This is a genomic window from Hyphomonas sediminis (genome assembly GCF_019679475.1).
GTDB lineage: Bacteria > Pseudomonadota > Alphaproteobacteria > Caulobacterales > Hyphomonadaceae > Hyphomonas > Hyphomonas sediminis.
Genome location: NZ_JAIEZP010000001.1, coordinates 1282147 through 1300785 on the forward strand (window position 1 = coordinate 1282147; position 18639 = coordinate 1300785).

Genomic DNA, 18639 nt, shown 5'->3' on the forward strand with positions numbered 1-18639 from the left:
GACGACAGGTTAGATCATGGCATTCGGCAAACGCTCCGGCACATCCTCCGCAACGCTGCCGCCGCCGGCGCCCGCGGCGGCGCCGAAGCCGGCTGCGCCACAGGCGCCCGCGCCGCAGGCTGCGCCGAAACCGGTCGCGCCCCCGCAGGCTGCTGCCGTCAAGGCGAAGCCGCCTGAGGTGAAGCCGGAACCGGTTCGCAAGGTGAGCCAGCAGACCGAGCAGTATTACGCAACGAAGACCACCATCTTCAACGCGCTGATCGACACCATCGACCTCTCCCAGCTCGCTCAGCTCGATACCGAGAGTGCCCGCGAAGAAATCCGCGACATTGTTGTTGAAATCATCAGTATCAAGAATGTCGTGATGTCGATATCGGAGCAGGAGTACCTGCTCGACGATATCTGTAACGATGTTCTGGGTTATGGTCCGCTGGAGCCGCTGCTGGCGCGCGACGACATCGCCGACATCATGGTCAATGGTGCGGACACGACCTATATCGAGGTCAACGGCAAGATCGAGCGGACGAACATCCGCTTCCGCGATAATGCCCAGCTTATGAACATCTGTCAGCGGATCGTGAGCCAGGTTGGCCGCCGCGTTGATGAAAGCTCCCCGATCTGTGACGCGCGCTTGCTGGATGGCTCGCGTGTGAACGTCATCGCGCCGCCGCTGGCGATCGATGGCCCTACGCTCACCATTCGTAAGTTCAAGAAGGACAAGCTGAAGCTCGACGACCTCGTGCGCTTTGGCTCGATCAGCGAGTGCGGCGCCGAAATCCTGCGCATCATCGGCCACAGCCGCTGTAACGTCCTGATCTCTGGCGGTACGGGCTCGGGCAAGACGACGCTGCTCAACTGTCTCACCGGCTTTATTGAGCCTGGCGAGCGCGTCATTACCTGCGAAGACTCCGCCGAACTTCAGCTGCAACAGCCGCACGTCGTGCGTCTCGAAACGCGCCCGCCGAACATCGAAGGTTCGGGCGAGGTCACCATGCGCGAACTCGTCAAGAACTGTCTGCGTATGCGTCCTGAGCGGATCATCGTGGGCGAGGTTCGCGGCCCTGAAGCGTTCGACCTTCTGCAGGCCATGAACACCGGCCACGACGGCTCGATGGGAACGCTCCACGCCAACAGCCCGCGCGAAGCGCTCAGCCGGGTGGAGTCCATGATTACGATGGGTGGCTTCTCGCTGCCGGCCAAAACCATCCGTGAAATGATCGTCGGCTCTATCGATGTCGTGGTTCAGGCGTCACGCCTGCGTGATGGTTCGCGTCGCATCATGTGCATCACCGAGGTTCTGGGCCTGGAGGGCGACACGATCGTGCTGCAGGACATCCTGAAATACGAGATCGACGGCGAGGACGATAACGGCAAGATCATTGGCCGCCATCGCGGCATGGGCATTGGTCGTCCGCGTTTCTGGGAACGCGCGTCTTACTACAATCTGGAGCGCGAACTGGCCGCCGCTCTCGACGAGCTGAATGGTGCCTGATGACCGCTTCCCTGATCCCCTATATCGTTGCGGCGCTCGCCTTCTTTGCCATCGTTGGCGTAGGTCTTGTTCTCACCGGCGGGCAGGATGATGCCGCGCGCAAGCGGGCCAAGACCATCGGTGCCGGCCGGGCAGGGGCGCCGGTAAAAGGCAAGGTGGACGAAAACGTCCGCCGCCGTGCCAAGACGCAGGAGATGCTCGACAATCTGCGCCGGCAGGACAAAGAGCGCCGCCGGAACGATCCCATGCGGAACATCGGGTCGAAATTGACCCAGGCTGGCCTTGAGATTCCGGTGCCGATGTTCTGGATCATTTCGGTGGTGTGCGGCGCGGTGTGCGCAATGCTGGTCTATATTTCTGGCGCCGACGGGCTTGTCATCAATGGCATGAACCTCAAGAGCCGTCCGGTGCTGGTCGCGGGCGCCTTCTTCGGCGGCGTGCTCGGCATTCCGCAATTCGTACTCGGCTTCCTCATCAAGGGCCGCCACACAAAGATGGTCAACCAGTTTGCCGACGCGCTCGACATCATCGTGCGCGGTGTCAAATCCGGCCTGCCGCTGAACGAGTGTATCCGCGTCATCGGCCGGGAAAGCCCCGAGCCGCTGCGCAAGGAGTTCCTGACCTTCGCGGATAACCTCGCCATGGGCGCGGGCCTCGACCGGTCGCTGGCGGCGCTCTACAAGCGGATACCGCTGCAGGAAATCAACTTCTTCGCCATCGTGCTGATGATCCAGGCCAAAGCGGGCGGCAACCTGTCCGAAGCGCTGGGCAACCTGTCGAGCGTTATTCGCTCGCGCAAGATGATGCGTGAGAAGGTCAAGGCGCTGTCATCCGAGGCCAAGGCCTCCGCCATGATCATCGGCGCGCTGCCCTTCGCCGTCGGCCTGATGGTGTTCATGACCACGCCTGATTACATCCTTGAACTGTTCCGTACGGAGACGGGCCACGTCATCCTCGTCATGGCCGCCGGCCTGATGGGCACGGGCATCACCGTCATGCGCAACATGATCAACTTCGATATGTAGGGCAGGGCGCGGCATGTATGATCTTCTCGTCTCTTTTACAAAGCCGCAAACGCTCGCCGCCTGGCTCGTTGCCGCGGCGGTGTTCGGAACATTCGTCACGGTGTTCCTGCCTTATCTTCAGGGCAACAAGCTCGAGACCCGCCTGAAAGCGGTCGCCACCCAGCGCGAAAAGCTGCGCAAGCAGAGCCGCGCGGCGCTCGAAAAGAAGGGGTTGCGCCGCCGCGACGAAAGCCTCGTGGGCGAAATCTCCTCGAAGCTCAATCTCGCCAAGGCGCTGGAAGATCCCAACGTCGTCAAGCTGATGAACCAGGCCGGCCTGCGCGGTCCGGGGCCGATCTCGGCATTCTACTTCGCGCGGATGGCGCTGCCCTTCGTCGGCGCGGCATTCACCTTCTTCTACATTTTCTTCGTCAACGATCTCGGCCTGTCGGTGATGATGAAATATGGTTCCGTCGTCTTCGGCGCCGCCGCCGGCTTCTATGCGCCAAACCTTTATGTGTCGAACCTTGCCCAGAAGCGGCAGAAGTCGATCATGCGCGCCTTCCCGGACGCGCTCGACATGCTGCTGATCTGCGTCGAAGCGGGTATGTCTATCGAGATGGGCTTCAACAAGGTTTCGTCCGAGATCGGATCGGCTTCGCCCGAGCTTGCCGAAGAGTTCGGCATCACGGTTGCCGAGCTGTCCTATCTGCCAGATCGTCGCCAAGCCTATGAAAACCTCGCCCTGCGCACGGGCCATGAAGGCGTCAAGGCCGTCTGTATGGCGCTTGGCCAGGCGGAGCGCTACGGCACGCCGCTGGGCGACGCGCTGCGCCTCATGGCCAAGGAAAACCGTGAGATGCGGATGTCGGAGGCCGAGAAAAAGGCCGCTGCCCTCCCGGCAAAGCTCACCGTGCCGATGATCCTGTTCTTCCTGCCGGTTCTGTTCCTGGTCGTGCTTGGCCCGGCTTACATCAAGTATCAGAAGATGGAGAAGGACAATGACGCGGCCCCGTCGCTGACCACCACGCAGGTCGAGTCGCCCGTCGATCACGCCTGAGGGCTTTCCCCTGCGGGGAAGGGCGGCTAGACCGCTGGCATGACACCGCACGATATTGCCCGCACCAGCCTCGCCCGCCTTGGCGTTCCCATGCCGTCTGCCGAGGGCGCCATCGCCTGCCGCTCGCCGCTGGATGGGTCCGTACTCGGATATCTCCCCGCCGCTGGCGCGATAGATCACGAAGCCGCCGTATCCTCCGCTGCTGAGGCGTTCCTTGCCTGGCGCGAGGTTCCCGCGCCGCGCCGGGGCGAGTTCGTGCGCCTCCTCGGGGAAGAGCTGCGCGCCGCCAAGACAGACCTTGCCGCGCTCGTCACGCTCGAAGCCGGCAAGATCCCGTCCGAAGCGATGGGCGAAGTGCAGGAGATGATCGACATCTGCGACTTTGCAACCGGCCTTTCCCGGCAATTGCATGGCCTCACCATTGCGTCCGAGCGCCCCGGCCACCGGATGATGGAAACCTGGCATCCTGCCGGCATCACGGCAGTCATTACCGCCTTCAATTTTCCCGTCGCCGTCTGGGGGTGGAACGCCGCGCTTGCGCTCATCTGCGGCAACCCCGTCATCTGGAAGCCTTCTGAGAAAACCCCGCTCACAGCCCTTGCTGTCAGCAGCGTTGCCGCCCGCGCTGCCAAGGCCTTCGGCGGCGTGCCCCAGGGGTTGCTCTCCTGCCTCGTCGGCGGGGCGGAAACGGGCGCGCGCCTGGCCGCCGATGAGCGCGTTGCGGTTCTCTCGGCTACGGGTTCCACGCGCATGGGCCGCGCGGTTGCGCCAATTGTTGCCCAGCGTTTCGGCAAGATGATCCTGGAGCTTGGCGGCAACAATGCCGGCATCGTCTGTCCGTCTGCGGATCTGGACCTTGCCACCCGCGCCATCGCCTTCTCGGCGCTGGGAACAGCGGGCCAGCGCTGCACCACGATGCGCCGCCTCTTCGTGCATGAAAGCGTGCGCGGCGCGCTCCTGCCGCGCCTCAAGGCGGCCTTTGCGTCCGCCCGCGTCGGCAACCCGTCGGAAGAGGGCGTCCTCGTTGGCCCGCTGATCGATGGCGCCGCTGGGGACATGATGCAGGACGCACTCGCCGAGGCCCGCGCGCTCGGCGCGGTGATCACAGGCGGCGAGCGCTTGCCAGGGGCGGGCGTCTATGTCCGTCCCGCAATCGTGGAAATGTCCGGCCAGCAAGGCCCCATGCTGCGCGAAACCTTCGCGCCCATCCTTTACGTTGTGCCCTATGCGGATCTTTCGCAGGCCATCGCGCTCAACAATGAAGCCGGCGCGGGCTTGTCCTCGTCGATCTTCACAACAGACCTGCGCGAGGCCGAGCGTTTCCTCTCTGCCGCCGGGTCGGACTGCGGCATCGCCAACGTCAATATCGGCACATCCGGCGCAGAAATCGGCGGCGCATTCGGCGGTGAGAAAGAAACCGGCGGCGGCCGCGAATCCGGCTCCGATGCCTGGAAAGGCTATATGCGCCGCGCCACCAACACGATCAACTATTCCGGCGCGCTGCCGCTGGCGCAGGGCATCCGCTTCGATCTGCCGGATTAAGCGCGCTAGTCGATCGAGCCGCGCAGGCGGCGCTTCGTTCCGGGCGTCGCGGTGGGCGAGGTGTCAGTGTTCATCAGCGAGTCGTAGGAGCGGGCCGGCTGCACCAGCCCGCGCAGCAGGTCCGCATTCTGCTCGGCCACCTTGTCCGGGGCATTCTGTGAACTGAGCGTCTTCATCTCGTCAAACCGGCCCTGCAGGCCGATTACGAGGGCAAGGTTTTCCGTGACGCGAGAATTTGCGTCCGGCTGGGCGGCGGCCTGTCGCAGTTGCGCCTCGGCGCCGGCAAGGTCGCCAGAAAGCAGCAGCGACAAGCCATAATTGGTCAGCGTCGTCGTGCGTGCCGGGTCAATCTGCAGGGCGCGCTGATAGCTTGCCTGTGCTTGGCGGTGCATTTCCAGCTGGTCGAGGGCGGTGCCCAGCGCGGCCCAGCCTTCGGCGCGGCCGGGGGCCGACTGCGTTGTGGCTTCAAATGCTGCGCGTGCCTGCTGGAACTGTCCCTCCGCCATCTGAACACGGCCCAGCGTCAACAGTAGGTCCGCATCGCCGGGATGCACGATCAGCGTGGTGTTGATCACTTCAATGGCGCGCTTGTTGCTGCCGATGCCGCGCAGGGCGGAGGCAAATTCGCGCGCCACGGTCACGTCCTGCGGCGCCTTCTGGTATTCCTTGCCCCAGAAGTTTGCCCGCGTCAGCGGATCGGCCCGGTTGGCGGCTTCCCGCTCCTCGGCAGGGGCCGGCGCCAGGGCGGCCTCGATGGCCTGTTCCATTTCCTTGTCGGCCGCGCTCTGGCCGGTGGAGGCGCAGGCGCTGGCGGTTGCTGCCAGCACGAGCGCGAGGCCGGCGAGGGGCTTTTTGGCACTGGACATCGGCGGGCTCCGTGTATGTATCCCTAAAGGTCTGGCAGACTTTGGCCCAGTCCGGGTCAAGGTTCGGTTAACGCCGAAGCCGCCAACATTAACCACCGGGAAGCCCTGAAAGGCTCGATATGCACACCTCCTTCACCGCCCAATCCTCCGGTTCCGTTCAGGTCTGGTTCTATACGAGCGGCCTGTTTGGCGCGCTGGGAAGTGATCCGTTCCCGAATGCGCGGGCGATTGCGGCGGCGCAGGGCTTTACCGGCGGCGCAGGGCAGACGGTGCTGGTGCCCGGCGCAGACGGGGGCACGGCGCACGTCCTCTATGGCCTCGGCAAGGGGCAGGACGCGCTGATCGTCGCCGGCCTCTCCGCGCGGCTTCCCGCCGGTGACTATGAAATCGCAGAGACTGGTGGCTACGCTTTCGCCAGCATCGCGGCGGGCTGGGCAGACGGCGCGTACCGTTTCGATGGCTACAAGAAAGAGAAGGCGGCGCCGCCGCGCCTCGTCATCCCGGCGTCTGAAGATGTCGCCCGCCTGTCGCGGGAGGCCAGCGCCATCGCCGGTCTGCGCGATATGGTCAACACGCCGGCTGCCGATATGGGCCCCGAGCAGATCCATGGCCGCATTTCGGCGCTGGGCGAGCGCTATGGCGCCCGTGTCACCGCCGTTGTCGGGGATACGCTGCTGACTGAGAACTATCCGATGGTCCATGCCGTCGGCCGCGCCGCCGTGAAGGAGCCGCGCTTCATCATGCTGGAATGGGGCAAGCCCGGCGCGCCGAAAGTCTCGCTCTGCGGCAAGGGTATCACCTTTGATACCGGCGGCCTGAACATCAAGGGCGGCGACGGCATGCGCATCATGAAGAAGGATATGGGCGGCGCGGCCCATGCCATCGCGCTGGCGGAACTGGTGATGGAGGCGCGCTTGCCGGTTCACCTGCGCCTCTTCGTGTCGGCAGCTGAAAACGCCATCGCGGGCGATGCCTTCCGCCCCGGCGATATCCTGCAAAGCCGCAAAGGCCTCACGGTCGAGATCGACAATACCGACGCTGAGGGCCGTCTCGTGCTGGGTGATGCGCTCGCCCGCGCCTGCGAGGACCAGCCCGACCTGCTGCTCGATTTTGCCACTCTCACCGGCGCCGCCCGCGTTGCGCTCGGCCCTGATCTGGCGCCCCTCTATACTAATGACGAGCAGCTCGCCGCCGACATTCTCGAGGGCTCTGCCGCGTCAGGCGATCCGGTCTGGCGCATGCCGCTCTGGGAGCCCTACCTCGCCTATCTGCAAAGCCCGGTGGCCGATCTCGTCAATTCGGGCGGGGCAGGCATGGCCGGCTCGATCTCGGCAGCCATCTTCCTGAAACAGTTCGTCTCGGTGGACAGCTGGGCGCATTTCGATGTCTGGGCCTGGCGCAAATCCAAATATGGCCGCCCCGACGGCGGCGCCGCCTGCGGCCTCCGCGCCGTCTGGTCCATGCTCGAAAAACGCTACCCGGCGGTTTGAAGCTCAGCCGGGGCGGGGACTAATTCCCCGCCTTCAGGCGCATCGCTTCGCGCACGCGGCCGCGTACCAGCAGCGTGTCGATATTCTTCGGGTCGGCCGCCATTGAGGTCTCGACATCCTTCATCGCGAGGTCGAAGGCTTCCTTGTTGAGGTGCACTTCGGCGCGCATCTGGTGAGCGATCGCGTTGCCGGGGGTGTTGGCGATGGCGATGTTGAGGTCGCTCAGGGCTTCATCCCATTTGTCGATCAGCATGTACGAGCTTGCCCGGTCCAGCAGCAGGTCTGTCTCGCTGGGGGCGAGCTTCAGGGCTTCACTGAACGAAACGGCAGCTGCTTCCGCCGCGCCGATCTGCAGCCAGGCATTGCCCGCTTGCGAGAGGTATACCGCGCGCTGCTCCATCGTGCCGCCATCGGTTGAGGTGGACAGGGCTTCCAGGCGCATGGCGCCTTCTTCGACATTGCCCAGCGCAATCAGGGCCAGCGCCGTGCATTGGCGCGCGCCGGGGCGGTTGCCCTCGAAGGTCCAGGCCAGACCGTCTTCATAGGCCTCTTCGGGTGCCTGTTCGATCTTCGCGACGCAGGCTTCCAGCCGTGAGGCTTCGGCGGCGGCGATCTCGGCGCCTGCGCTTTGCTGCAGGAAAAGCGCCGCACCGGCGGCCATGGCAATCAGCGACATGGGCAGGGAACTCCAAAACCTGTATCTATCTCTGCTGTTAGGCACATTCCGGGGCGCCCTTGGCAAATGACAAGTCAGCCATCTCTGCTGTTTGTTTTCGGACTTGGCTACTCTGCCGCACAGTTGGCCGGGCGGCTGATGGCGGCTGGCTGGCAGGTTGCCGGAACGGTTCGTTCCGAAGCGAAGGCGGCTGCCCTTCGTGCGGAGGGAATTGACGCGCGGGTCTGGTCCGGGGAAGGGCCGGTTGAGGTGCCGGACGGGGCGCATTGGCTGATCACCCTGCCGCCCGATCAGGAAGGCTGCCCGGCGGCGCGAAATGCCTCAAACGGACCCAAAATGTCCCAATCCGTCACTTATCTGTCCACAACTGGCGTCTATGGGGACCAGAATGGCGGCTGGGTGACCGAGTGGAGCCCGGTCAATCCCGGCTCCCGGCGCGCCGCTGCGCGTGTGCTGGCAGAGACGCAATGGCAAGGGCTGGTTGGGGATAAGCTTCGCCTTGTCCGCCTGCCAGGCATCTATGGTCCCGGCCGCTCTGCCTTCGACAAGCTGCGCGACGGCACTGCCCGCAGCATCGTGAAGGAGGACCAGGTCTTCTCCCGCGTGCATGTCGATGACATCGCCTCAGGCTTGGAAGCGCTGCTCTACAGGCCTGACGCTGCAGGTGTTTTTCATCTTTGCGACGATCTTCCGGCGCCCGCGCAGGATGTCACCGTCCACGCCGCCAGCCTCCTTGGCGTCGACCCGCCGCCAGAAATCCCGATCCGCGAGGCGGGGCTTTCGCCCATGGCAGCGAGCTTTTACGCCGAATGCAAGCGTGTCTCCAACGCCCGCGCCAAAGCCGCCCTCGGCTGGCGCCCCGCCTATCCGACGTACCGGGAAGGACTAGCAGCTATCCTCGCCGGCGAATCCTGCAGAATATTGCCCTGAAATTCGCAGGTTAGCCCCAATCACGCCCTGTTGGCGCCGACCTTATCGGGTGTAAGGGTATCTCGGGCGGAATTCGGAGGACATGCATCATGACATCTTTGGTTCGGGGCCGTTTCGGCGGCCTGAAAACGATCCTGTTCACTTTCATCCTGGCGGGGCTTGCTGCCTGTGGAGGGCAACAGCAGACCCGAACCCCGGATGAAGATGCAGACGCCGAGGTGTTCGTCGAACGCTCCCCGGCTGATCAGGTGGCCGCGCGCAAGCGCGAAGAAGCCCGCCGCAAGGCCCGCGAAGCCGAAACGCAGGACTTCTCCTATTTCCGCTACCGCATCGACACCTCTACCGAGCAGCCGCTCGCCTGTTTTGTTTTCTCCGCTGCTCTCGATCCTCAGAAGGACTACTCCCCCTATGTCGAGTTCCGCCCGTCCTTCCGCGCCGCGCTGACTGTTGAAGGCCGCGAGCTTTGCGTCGGCGGCCTCTCTTTCGGCACCAGCCGCACCGCCACGATCCTTGCCGGATTGCCCGCTGCCGATGGCCGCACGCTGAAGCGCGGCGAGACGGTTCCGATCGATTTTGCCGACCGCCCGCCCTTCGTGGGCTTCAAGGGCACCGGCGTTATCCTGCCGCGTGAGAATGCCGATGGCCTCCCGGTCGAGACCGTCAATGTCGACCAGGTGAACGTTACCGTCACCCGTATCAACGACCGCGCGCTCGTCTTCAAAACCGTTGGCCAGGGCCAAACGACCAGCCAGGGCCAATGGTGGTGGCTGTGGGGCGAAGATTCCCCGGAGGATGTCGGTGAAGATATCTTCAGCGGCACGATGGACGTCGACAATGTCCAGAACTCGCCGGTCGTAACCGTCTTCCCGCTGCAGGATGTTGTCGGCGAGATGAAGCCCGGCGCCTACTTCGTGAAAGTGGAAGACGCCGCCAAGATTACCGATGCAGAAGGCCCGCCGGCCGCTTCCGGCCGCTGGATATTGCTGACGGATCTTGCTTTGACAGCCTACTATGGCGAGCAGGGGCTGGATGTAACGCTCCGCTCCCTGAAGGATGGCAAAACGGTCAGCGATGCCACCGTTCAGCTGATCGCGGCCAACAATACCGTGCTGGCTGAAACCAAACCGGATGCCTCTGGCCGCGTCAGCTTCGACAAGCCGCTGATGAACGGCAAGGGCACGATGGCGCCCCGCCTCGTTACGGCAATCAATGCACGCGGCGAACTGGCGGCCCTCGATCTTTCCCGCCCGCCGGGTGATCTTTCCGAATACACCGTCGGTGGCCGCCGCACGCCGGGCCCGGTCGATGCCTTTGTCTATTCCGATCGCGGCATTTACCGCCCCGGTGAGACTGTCGAGCTGACCGCATTGCTGCGCGACCGCGCCGGGCGTCAGGTGACTGGCCGCAATGGCCATCTCATCATCTACCGCCCCAACGGCCTCGTTGCCTCGAAAGTCCGCTTCACCGATCCGAAATCGGGCGCAGTCACGCAGAGCTTTGCTGTGCCCCGCGGCGCCTCGCGCGGCGAATGGCGCGCCAGCATCGAGATCGATGGTCTGACGGCCCCTGCCGGCGACATGCGCTTTGCCGTTGAGGACTTTGTTCCCCAGCGCATCGCTGTGGACGTGACGGCTGATGAGCAGACGCCGATGAAGGCCGGTTCGTCCCGCAATGTGGAGATTGCATCGCGCTTCCTCTACGGCGCGCCGGGTGCGGGCCTCACGGTCAAGGCCGAAGCCCGGATGGAGCCTGATCCGAAACCCTTCAAAGCATTTGAAGGCTTCATCTATGGCCGCCACGACCAGAACTTCGAGCAGCAGATCCTCGAATTTGACGACACGACGACCGACGGCGCCGGCAAGGCCACTGTTCGCCTGTCGCCGGGCACGGCTGGCTCTAATTCCGGCATTCCGCTTCGCCTGAATACGGTTGTCAGCGTGCTGGAGCCAGGCGGACGCGCGGTGTCTGAAAGCGTTCGCGTGCCGTATCGCCCGGAGACGCTCTATCTCGGCCTGAAGCCTGGGTTTGAGTCTTCGGTGGAAGAGGGCGGCGAAGCCAAGTTTGAAGTCGTCGCCGTGAACGCCGATGGCGCTGCATCCGCCCATCGTCTCAGCTGGAAAGTCCTTCGGGTCGACTATCACTATGACTGGTACCGTGAAGGCGATAGCTGGAACTGGCGCCGGTCGCGCACGGTCACCAAGGTCAATGAAGGCGTCGTTTCGACGCCGGCAGGCGGCACTGCCGAAATCAAGGTGCCGGGCCTCGATTGGGGCAATCACGAACTGATCGTCGAAGGGCAGGGCGCAAACGCCTCTGCCGGCGCGTCCACCGGCTTCTATGTCGGTTGGGGTGGCTGGACGAGCGCGGACGGCACCGAAGCGCCCGACCGTGTGAAAGTGGTCGCCGCCGAGAAGACCCCGAAGGTGGGGCAGAACGCCGAGCTTACCATCATGGCGCCCTATGACGGGCAGGCCCAGGTCGTGGTTGCCACAGACCGCGTTCTCTCCGTCCAGAACCTGACGGTCAGCGCCTCAGGCACGCGCGTCACCCTTCCGGTTACGGAAGAGTGGGGCGAGGGCGCCTATGTGATGGTCAATGTCTATTCTGGCCGCGATCCGGTGCTGCGGGCGAAACCCCGCCGTGCGATCGGTATAGCGCATGTTCCAGTCGACATGGGGGCGCGTACGTTCGCCCTTACCATAGACTCGCCGGAACTTGCCCGCCCGATGGGTGAGCAGGCGATTGAAGTGAACATCAAGGGTGGGCCGAAAGAGCCGGTCTTCGTGACGGTTGCCGCTGTCGACGAAGGCATCCTGCAGCTTACCAAGTTCAAGTCGCCCGATCCTGTGGCTCATTATTTCGGCCGCAAAGCGCTCGGCGTTGAGCTTTACGACGATTATGGACGCCTGCTGGATCCTAATCTCGGCATGCCGGCGGAAGTCCGCTCCGGCGGTGACCAGCTCGGCGGAGAAGGCCTGTCGGTCGTCCCCATCAAGTCGGTGGTTCTCTATTCCGGCCTCCTCGAAGTTGGCCGTTCCGGCAAGGCGCGCGTGCGCCTCGATATTCCGGAGTTCAATGGCGAGCTGCGCATCATGGCGGTCGCCTGGTCGAAAACGGGTGTTGGCTCGGCAGACAAGAAGATGACCGTGCGTGACAAGGCGCCGTCCGATCTCGTCATGCCGCGCTTCCTTGCGCCGGGCGACGAGGCCGTCATCACGGCCAGCGTGGACAATGTCGAGCTCGCCAGCGGCCAGTTCAAGGCTCAGCTCAGTGCCAATGGCGCAGTCAATGTCGCGGAATCGGCCCTGACGCGCACGCTGCAGAAAGGTCAGCGGGCAGACATTCCCGTCCGTCTCTCGGCGTCTGGTGAAGGTATTTCCACGGTCAGCCTGAATGTCAGCGGCCCGGACAATTTCCAGACCAGCCGGTCCTATGACATCCAGTCCCGCTCGCCCTACCTGCCGGAGACGCGCTCGATGAGCCAGATGATGCGGCCGGGCGAAACCTTCTCTGTCAGTCAGGCGCTTCTGGCCGGGTATATCCCCGGATCGACGGAAGTGTCTGTTGGCTTCTCGCCGCTGCCGATTGATGCGCCGACGCTTTATGCCGCGCTCGACCGCTATCCGTATGGCTGCACGGAGCAGATCACCAGCCGGGCTGTCCCGCTGCTGTACTCCGAGCAATTGGTGACCATGGGCGCCAAGGAAGCGCGCGACAATCCCCGCGACAAGGTGCAGACTGCGGTCAACACTGTTCTGAACCGTCAGGGGGGCGATGGTTCTTTCGGTCTCTGGCGGGAAGGGGATGGTTACGCCTCGCCCTGGCTCGGCGCCTATGCGACGGACTTTATCTTCCGCGCCAAGGAAGCTGGTTATTCGGTGCCGGATGAAGCCCTCACGCGGGCCTATGGCGCCCTGCGCACGGTTGCCACGGGTGATGCCTGGCGGGTGTTCGGCTACGATACCGATGTCTATGAGAGCCGCTATTCGAACGATAGCGTTCAGCAGATGATGTATCGCTCCTCGGCCTATGCGCTCTATGTGCTGGCCAAGGCTGGCGAGGCCGACATCTCACGCCTGCGCTACCTGCATGACCGTGAGCTGAACAATATCCAGAGCCCGCTGGCCCGCGCCCATATCGGGGCTGGCCTGGCCTATCTGGGTGACCGGGCGCGCGCCGCCTCTGCGTTCAAATCCGCAGAGCAAAAGCTCGGCTATCGCAACACCGGCGACTATTACCAGACCCCGCTCCGGGATCTGGCGGCGATCGTCGGCCTCGCGGCAGAAGCTCAGTTGCCGGAAGTTGTCTCGCGCCTCGGCGAGCGGCTCGGCAAGGACGTGCCCGATGCGCAGACCCTGACAACGCAGGAGAAGGCCTATCTTCTCCTGGCCGTGAACAGCCTGATGCAGGGCGAAAGCAATGTTCAGGTGAAGGTCGAAGGGCTCGGCAATGGCAACGATAATGACCGCCAATACCAGCTCAGCGAGGCGCAGGCGAAATCCGGCGTCAGCTTCCGTCTTGGCGGCGACAAGCCGCTCTTCCGCACGGTGCTGGTCACGGGGGCGCCGTCCGCGCCGCCGCCGGCTGTCGCCTCGAAGCTGGAAGTCGACAAGCGCTTCTATGCGCTGAGTGGCTCCCAGGTGAAGCTTGATCAGATTGATCAGGGCGAGCGGATTGTGGTGGCACTGACCATCACGCCGCAGGAGCGCCGGGTGAACCCGGTGATCGTGGCAGACCTCCTGCCGGCGGGCTTCGAGATCGAGACGATCCTGCGCCCGGCCGATGGCCGCCTCGTCGAGTATGACTGGCGGTCCGGCGAGGACAAGGTTCGCTCCGGTGCCTTCGGTTTCCTGGGCGAGATTGCCCGTCCACAAAGCTCCCAGTCGCAGGATGACCGGTTCGTGGCGGCGATCGATGTGATCGAGGAGCCTGTCACGCTGGCCTATGTCGTGCGGGCCGTGACGCCGGGTAGCTTCGCCATTCCGGGCGTCGTCGCCGAGGATATGTATCGTCCTGAAGTCTTCGCGCGGTCTGCGCCGGGCCGGGTCACGGTGCTCGCCTCGCAAGGCGCCGCTGGCGGCCGTTGATCTGAGGGAGGGCGCGGTTTGGCTCAGCATGTGCCGAAGCGCCTTCTTGCGGGGCTGGCCGCGCTGGTCGCCGCCGTCCTGCTGATCGATGTCATTTTCCCTCCGCCCCTTGAAAGGGCGGGGGGCGTTTCCGTCCTGGTAACCGACCGCGCAGGCAAGCCGCTGCGCGCTTTTCCGACGGCGGATGGACGCTGGCGGTTTGGCGTGGACCTTGATGAGATCGACCCCGACTTCGTCGACGCGCTCGTACGCGTCGAAGACAAGCGCTTCTGGACGCATAACGGAACAGACTGGCTTGGGCTTGTCCGCGCCGCTGTCGACAGCGTGACGGCGGGTGAGATCGTTTCGGGCGGCTCCACCCTCACCATGCAGACCGCGCGGATGCTGGAGCCGCGCCCGCGCAATGTCGGCTCAAAGCTGATCGAGATCTGGCGCGCGAACCAGCTGGAACGCCGGCTCAGCAAGCGGGAAATCCTGGAGCTTTACCTGTCGCTCACGCCTTATGGCGGCAACCTTGAAGGCGTGCGCGCGGCCAGCTGGAGCTATTTCGGGCATGAGGCAGACCGTCTGTCGACAGACGAGATCGCACTGTTGATCGCGTTGCCCCAGTCGCCAGAGGTGCGCCGCCCGGACCGCCGCCCGGAATTTGCCGCCCGATCGCGCGACTGGGTTGCCCAGAAGCTCGCTAGCTATGGCGTCTTCACAGAGGGCGATGTCGACGAGGTGGCGGCTGCGTCGATACCCGCGCGCCGTCTCGATTTTCCCGATCGTGCCTGGCACGGCGCCGAAGCCGCCCTGGCAAGTGGCCCGCGCGAAGATGTTCGCTCGACACTTGACGCCACGCTTCAGGCTGAGCTTGAGCGAATTGCGCTGACGCGCGCACAGGCGGAAGGCGCAGATGTTCAAGTGTCTGTCATCGTCGTGCACATTCCCACGCGGGCGGTGCGCGCGCTTGTCGGCTCGGCCTCGCGGGAGCGTGCCGGCGGCTGGCTCGACCTGACCGACAGGCCGCGCTCGCCGGGTTCGACGCTTAAGCCCTTCATATATGCGCTGGCCTTTGACGATGGCTCAGCCTCGCCCGACACGCGCATCCAGGATCTGCCGCGCCGCTTTTCCGGCTACCAGCCGGAAAACTTTGACCGGATGTTCCATGGCGATGTGCGTGTCTCCGATGCGCTTCAGCACTCTCTGAACATCCCGGCAGTCCTGATGCTGGACCGGGTCGGGCCAGAGCGCTTCTCCGCGCAGCTGGCCATTGCAGGCGCCCGCCCGCGCGTTTACGGCGCCAAGGGGCAGTCGGCTGGCCTTGCGATTGCGCTCGGCGGGGCAGGGCTCACGGCGCGGGAGCTTGCTGTGCTCTATGCCGCGCTGGGAGATGGCGGCGTTGCCAAGCCGCTCGTCTGGCGGGCGGACGAGGAACGCGCCAGCTCGGTTGATCCCGGCCGCCGATTGATCGGCGAGGCGAGCGCCGCTGAAATCCTCCGCATCCTGCAAGGCTCGCCCGCGCCGGCAGGCCGCATGCCGGGCCAGCTCACCCAGAACGCGCCCCAGATCGCCTTCAAGACGGGCACTTCCTATGGCTACCGCGACGCCTGGGCTGCGGCGGTCTCGGGCCAGCATGCGATTGTCGTGTGGGTTGGCCGTGCGGACGGCGCCCCGCGCACCGGCGTGACGGGCAGGGACATCGCGCTACCCATCCTGTTCGAAATGGCCGACCGTACCGCCCACCACCTGCGCGATGACGGCGACAGCGAGCTGCGCCTCAGCGCTGCCCCGCTGACGCCTTCCAAAGGCGCGTTGCGCCAGTTTGCGTCGGATCGCCCGCCGGAAATCCTGTTCCCGCCCCAGGGCGCCGAGCTTTGGGCCGGAAAGGTTGATGGCCGCGCCCCGCGCCCCTTCGTGCTGGCCGGGCGCGGAAACGGAACGCTCAGCTGGTTTATTGATGGCGAGCCTGCCGGTCTTGATGATGCGGGCGCGCCGGTCTGGCGGCCAGGCAAACCGGGCTTTTACCTTGTAACCGCCGTGGATGCTGCAGGCCGGGCGAGCCGGGTGCGTGTGCGCGTGCTGACGGATGATCCTGCCTGACTGTTTTATGTGCAGCGGGGTCACATAACCGCGACAAAATGAATTCTAACGCAATTGAAGTCTTTTTTGTCTCGATTGTAGTCACTAATTCGGGTTTGCCGCGTATAGGTATCCTTCCCGGATTCCGGCATAGTAAGAGTTAACAAGAACAACCGTGCTAACCAATCGTCCTGCCGTTCTGATTGCCCTGGGCGCCGGCCTGCTGGCCGCGGGCGTCGCCTTTATCTCTGACGCAGGAACCAAGGAGCGCAGCTCCGCCGACGCGCCGATGCGCGTGGCAACTGCCATTTTCGCCGGTGGGGATTTCCGTTCCGTCGAAGCTGATTTCGATAAACTTCAGGGTATTGTTGAGACCATTCCCGGCTATATCGGCGGTACGGAAGACGATCCAAGCCACAAGAGTGTCGTGTCCGGCGAAACCGGCCATTATGAAGCGGTGAAGGTCACCTACGATCCGGCGCGCGTTTCATATGATGAGCTGGCCCGCTATTTCGTGCGCATGATTGATCCGACCGACGATGCTGGCCAGTTCTGCGATCGCGGCGATGCTTACCGGAGCGCGATTTTCGTTTCCGGCCAGAGCGAGCGCGATGCTGCCGTCGCCACCCTTTCCGGTGCACATCGCCTGCTGGGCAAGGAAGTTACCACTGAAATCCGCCCGCTGACGACGTTCTGGCCGGCTGATGAGCAGTTTCAGGACTATCACGTCAAGAATGCCTCCCGGTTTGCCAGCCAGCGCGCGGATTGCGGCCGGGATGAGCGCGTCCAGCTTCTGTGGGGCAAGGCTGTTCCGGCGCTCTGAGGCGCCGGATATTCCACATCAGCGTTTTTGCGTGGCCGCAGAGCAGGGCGGGTCCCTGAATTCTGCTTCGCCGATATAGCGCGTCTCCCAATCCTGGTCCCGTTCCTGCCGGTCGTATCCCTCGCCGATATAGAGCTGGAACACCCGTGTGATCGGGCAGCCATTGCTGCGCACACCCAGATCAATGCGCACCTGGCCCACGGGCTCAAATGTCGTGAAGTCGCTGCGCAGGCGCGGGCGCATGTCCGGGTTGAGCGACGCGACCAGCACGCGCTCCGTCATCGCGCCTTCAAGCGGCACTTTTTCAGAGAAGCTCTTGGGGCCGCCATACCGGCGCCAGGAGATCAACGGAATGGTGCGGTCCTGAGCATAGAAGTCCAGATCATGCCAGACCTCCCGTTCGTCGACGAGCACGGCTGTCGCGCCAAGCCGTTCGGCCTCGGCGAATATCTGTTCGGCTGACGCTTCCCATCCGCGTGTACGCTTCATGGCATTGTCGAGGCCGAGGCTTGAGGTGGTTGCCTGGGGCAGCAGGGCAACAGCCATGAAAACGCCGGCCAGCACGACGTTCAGCGCGACGCTCGACCAGAGCGTGATGCTTCTGCCACGGCTGAACCAGAGCGCCACCAGAAGGGCGGCGCCGGGATAGGCTGTCGCCGTCCAGTTGGCGTGCGCGCGGGAAAGAATAGCCTGGAACAGGATAAAGATGAGTACGGGCAGTATGAAGCAGAGCAGCCAGCGTTCGCGGCTCGCTTCTTCGCCGCTTCGGTTGCGGAACAGAAACAGCCCCACAACCAGCGCGAAAAAGCTGACCGGGCCGAACATGCCGAGCTGATCGCCAAACCAGCTCAGCGCATTTTCCGGATTGAACAACTTGCCGCCGAGATTGGCGTTGTCGACCGTATGGCTGACTGTTTCGAAGCCGTTTGCGGCGTTCCAGGCGAAATGCGGGGCGACGATCAAGCCCGCGACCAGCACCGTGACAGCGCTTCGCAAGGAAAGAAGCGCCCGCCGGGAAGGGGCGTCGATCAGGGCCGTCAGGCCCATGCCGATCACGAAATACAGCATCGCATATTTCGACAGCATGCCGAAGCCGATCATGGCCCCAAGCAAGGCGGCAGAGACCCAGCTTCCCTCGCCACTGCGCAAGCGCCAGTAGAGAAAGAGCGCGCCGCACCAGAATGGCATCAGCACGCCGTCGGTCGACAACACACTTGACGACAGAACGACAGACGGCATCAGCGCGTAGAGCAGGGCGGCGAAGAAGCCTGCGCGCGCGTCCAGCATGGCCCGCCCGGTCAGGAAGATAAGGCCCGCAGCGATAGTGTGCAGCAACGGCGCGGCAATGCGCACGGCCCATTCGTGTGTTCCAAACAGGCTAGTCGTCAGGTGAATGACCCAGGCGATCATCGGTGGCTTGGAATAATATCCCCATGCCAGCGAAGTCGACCACCGCCAGTATTGGGCTTCATCCGCATAAAGCTCGAGCGGCGTGGCCAGAATGGCGCCGATTCTCAGAATCAGTAGCAGAAGCAGGACTGCCAGCGTCAGGCGCTCGAAGGTCTGTGTACGGGTGGGCTGCGACGAATCGTGCATTTCGGCTCC

12 protein-coding genes are annotated in these 18639 nt (G+C 64.0%); 9 read left to right on the forward strand and 3 right to left on the reverse strand.

From position 1 onward, the window contains the following. Positions 1–16: 16 nt before the first annotated feature. From K1X12_RS06515 to amaB, 4 genes are read left to right on the forward strand one after another with little or no spacing between them, the layout of a single operon-like run. A complete protein-coding gene (locus tag K1X12_RS06515; RefSeq protein WP_220986808.1) occupies positions 17–1492 on the forward strand; it encodes a TadA family conjugal transfer-associated ATPase in 1476 nt (491 codons plus the stop codon). Continuing rightward, complete coding sequence (locus K1X12_RS06520; protein ID WP_225907899.1) at positions 1492–2517, forward strand: type II secretion system F family protein; 1026 nt, start codon at positions 1492–1494, stop codon at positions 2515–2517. The genes K1X12_RS06515 and K1X12_RS06520 overlap by 1 nt, the downstream gene beginning before the upstream one ends. A gap of 13 nt (positions 2518–2530) precedes the next feature. After that, the gene (locus tag K1X12_RS06525; RefSeq protein ID WP_220986809.1) at positions 2531–3556 is read left to right on the forward strand and encodes a type II secretion system F family protein; all 1026 of its coding nucleotides are present in this window, start codon (positions 2531–2533) and stop codon (positions 3554–3556) included. Positions 3557–3595: 39 nt separating this feature from the next. Then, on the forward strand, positions 3596–5098 hold the full coding sequence (gene amaB / locus K1X12_RS06530; RefSeq protein WP_220986810.1) for an L-piperidine-6-carboxylate dehydrogenase: 1503 nt from the start codon (positions 3596–3598) through the stop codon (positions 5096–5098). 5 nt (positions 5099–5103) lie between these two features. Here the strand turns inward: amaB and K1X12_RS06535 are convergent, their stop codons facing one another. Further along, a complete protein-coding gene (locus K1X12_RS06535) occupies positions 5104–5964 on the reverse strand; it encodes a tetratricopeptide repeat protein (protein WP_220986811.1) in 861 nt (286 codons plus the stop codon). 119 nt (positions 5965–6083) lie between these two features. Here K1X12_RS06535 and K1X12_RS06540 point away from each other — a divergent pair, with 119 nt between their 5' ends. Next, positions 6084–7454, forward strand: coding sequence for a leucyl aminopeptidase family protein (locus tag K1X12_RS06540; protein ID WP_220986812.1), 1371 nt, complete (start codon positions 6084–6086; stop codon positions 7452–7454). A 19-nt stretch (positions 7455–7473) separates the two neighbouring features. On the opposite strand, the gene K1X12_RS06545 is transcribed toward K1X12_RS06540, so the two are convergent. Then, positions 7474–8130 carry a tetratricopeptide repeat protein gene (locus K1X12_RS06545; RefSeq protein WP_220986813.1) on the reverse strand — a complete coding sequence of 219 codons (657 nt, stop codon included), beginning with the start codon at positions 8128–8130 and terminating at the stop codon, positions 7474–7476. 66 nt (positions 8131–8196) lie between these two features. Here K1X12_RS06545 and K1X12_RS06550 point away from each other — a divergent pair, with 66 nt between their 5' ends. The 4 genes from K1X12_RS06550 (at position 8197) to msrA (ending at position 17034) form a co-directional block, all read left to right on the forward strand. Continuing rightward, the gene (locus K1X12_RS06550) at positions 8197–9060 is read left to right on the forward strand and encodes an SDR family oxidoreductase (protein WP_220986814.1); all 864 of its coding nucleotides are present in this window, start codon (positions 8197–8199) and stop codon (positions 9058–9060) included. A gap of 89 nt (positions 9061–9149) precedes the next feature. Further along, on the forward strand, positions 9150–14147 hold the full coding sequence (locus K1X12_RS06555; protein ID WP_220986815.1) for an alpha-2-macroglobulin family protein: 4998 nt from the start codon (positions 9150–9152) through the stop codon (positions 14145–14147). Positions 14148–14165: 18 nt separating this feature from the next. Next, a complete protein-coding gene (gene pbpC, locus K1X12_RS06560; RefSeq protein WP_225907900.1) occupies positions 14166–16232 on the forward strand; it encodes a penicillin-binding protein 1C in 2067 nt (688 codons plus the stop codon). A gap of 154 nt (positions 16233–16386) precedes the next feature. Beyond that, complete coding sequence (msrA, locus tag K1X12_RS06565) at positions 16387–17034, forward strand: peptide-methionine (S)-S-oxide reductase MsrA (protein ID WP_220986816.1); 648 nt, start codon at positions 16387–16389, stop codon at positions 17032–17034. Between the two features lie 18 nt (positions 17035–17052). On the opposite strand, the gene K1X12_RS06570 is transcribed toward msrA, so the two are convergent. Next, entirely contained in the window at positions 17053–18630 is a 1578-nt protein-coding gene (locus tag K1X12_RS06570) for an ArnT family glycosyltransferase (protein ID WP_220986817.1), read from the reverse strand. Positions 18631–18639 lie beyond the last annotated feature (9 nt).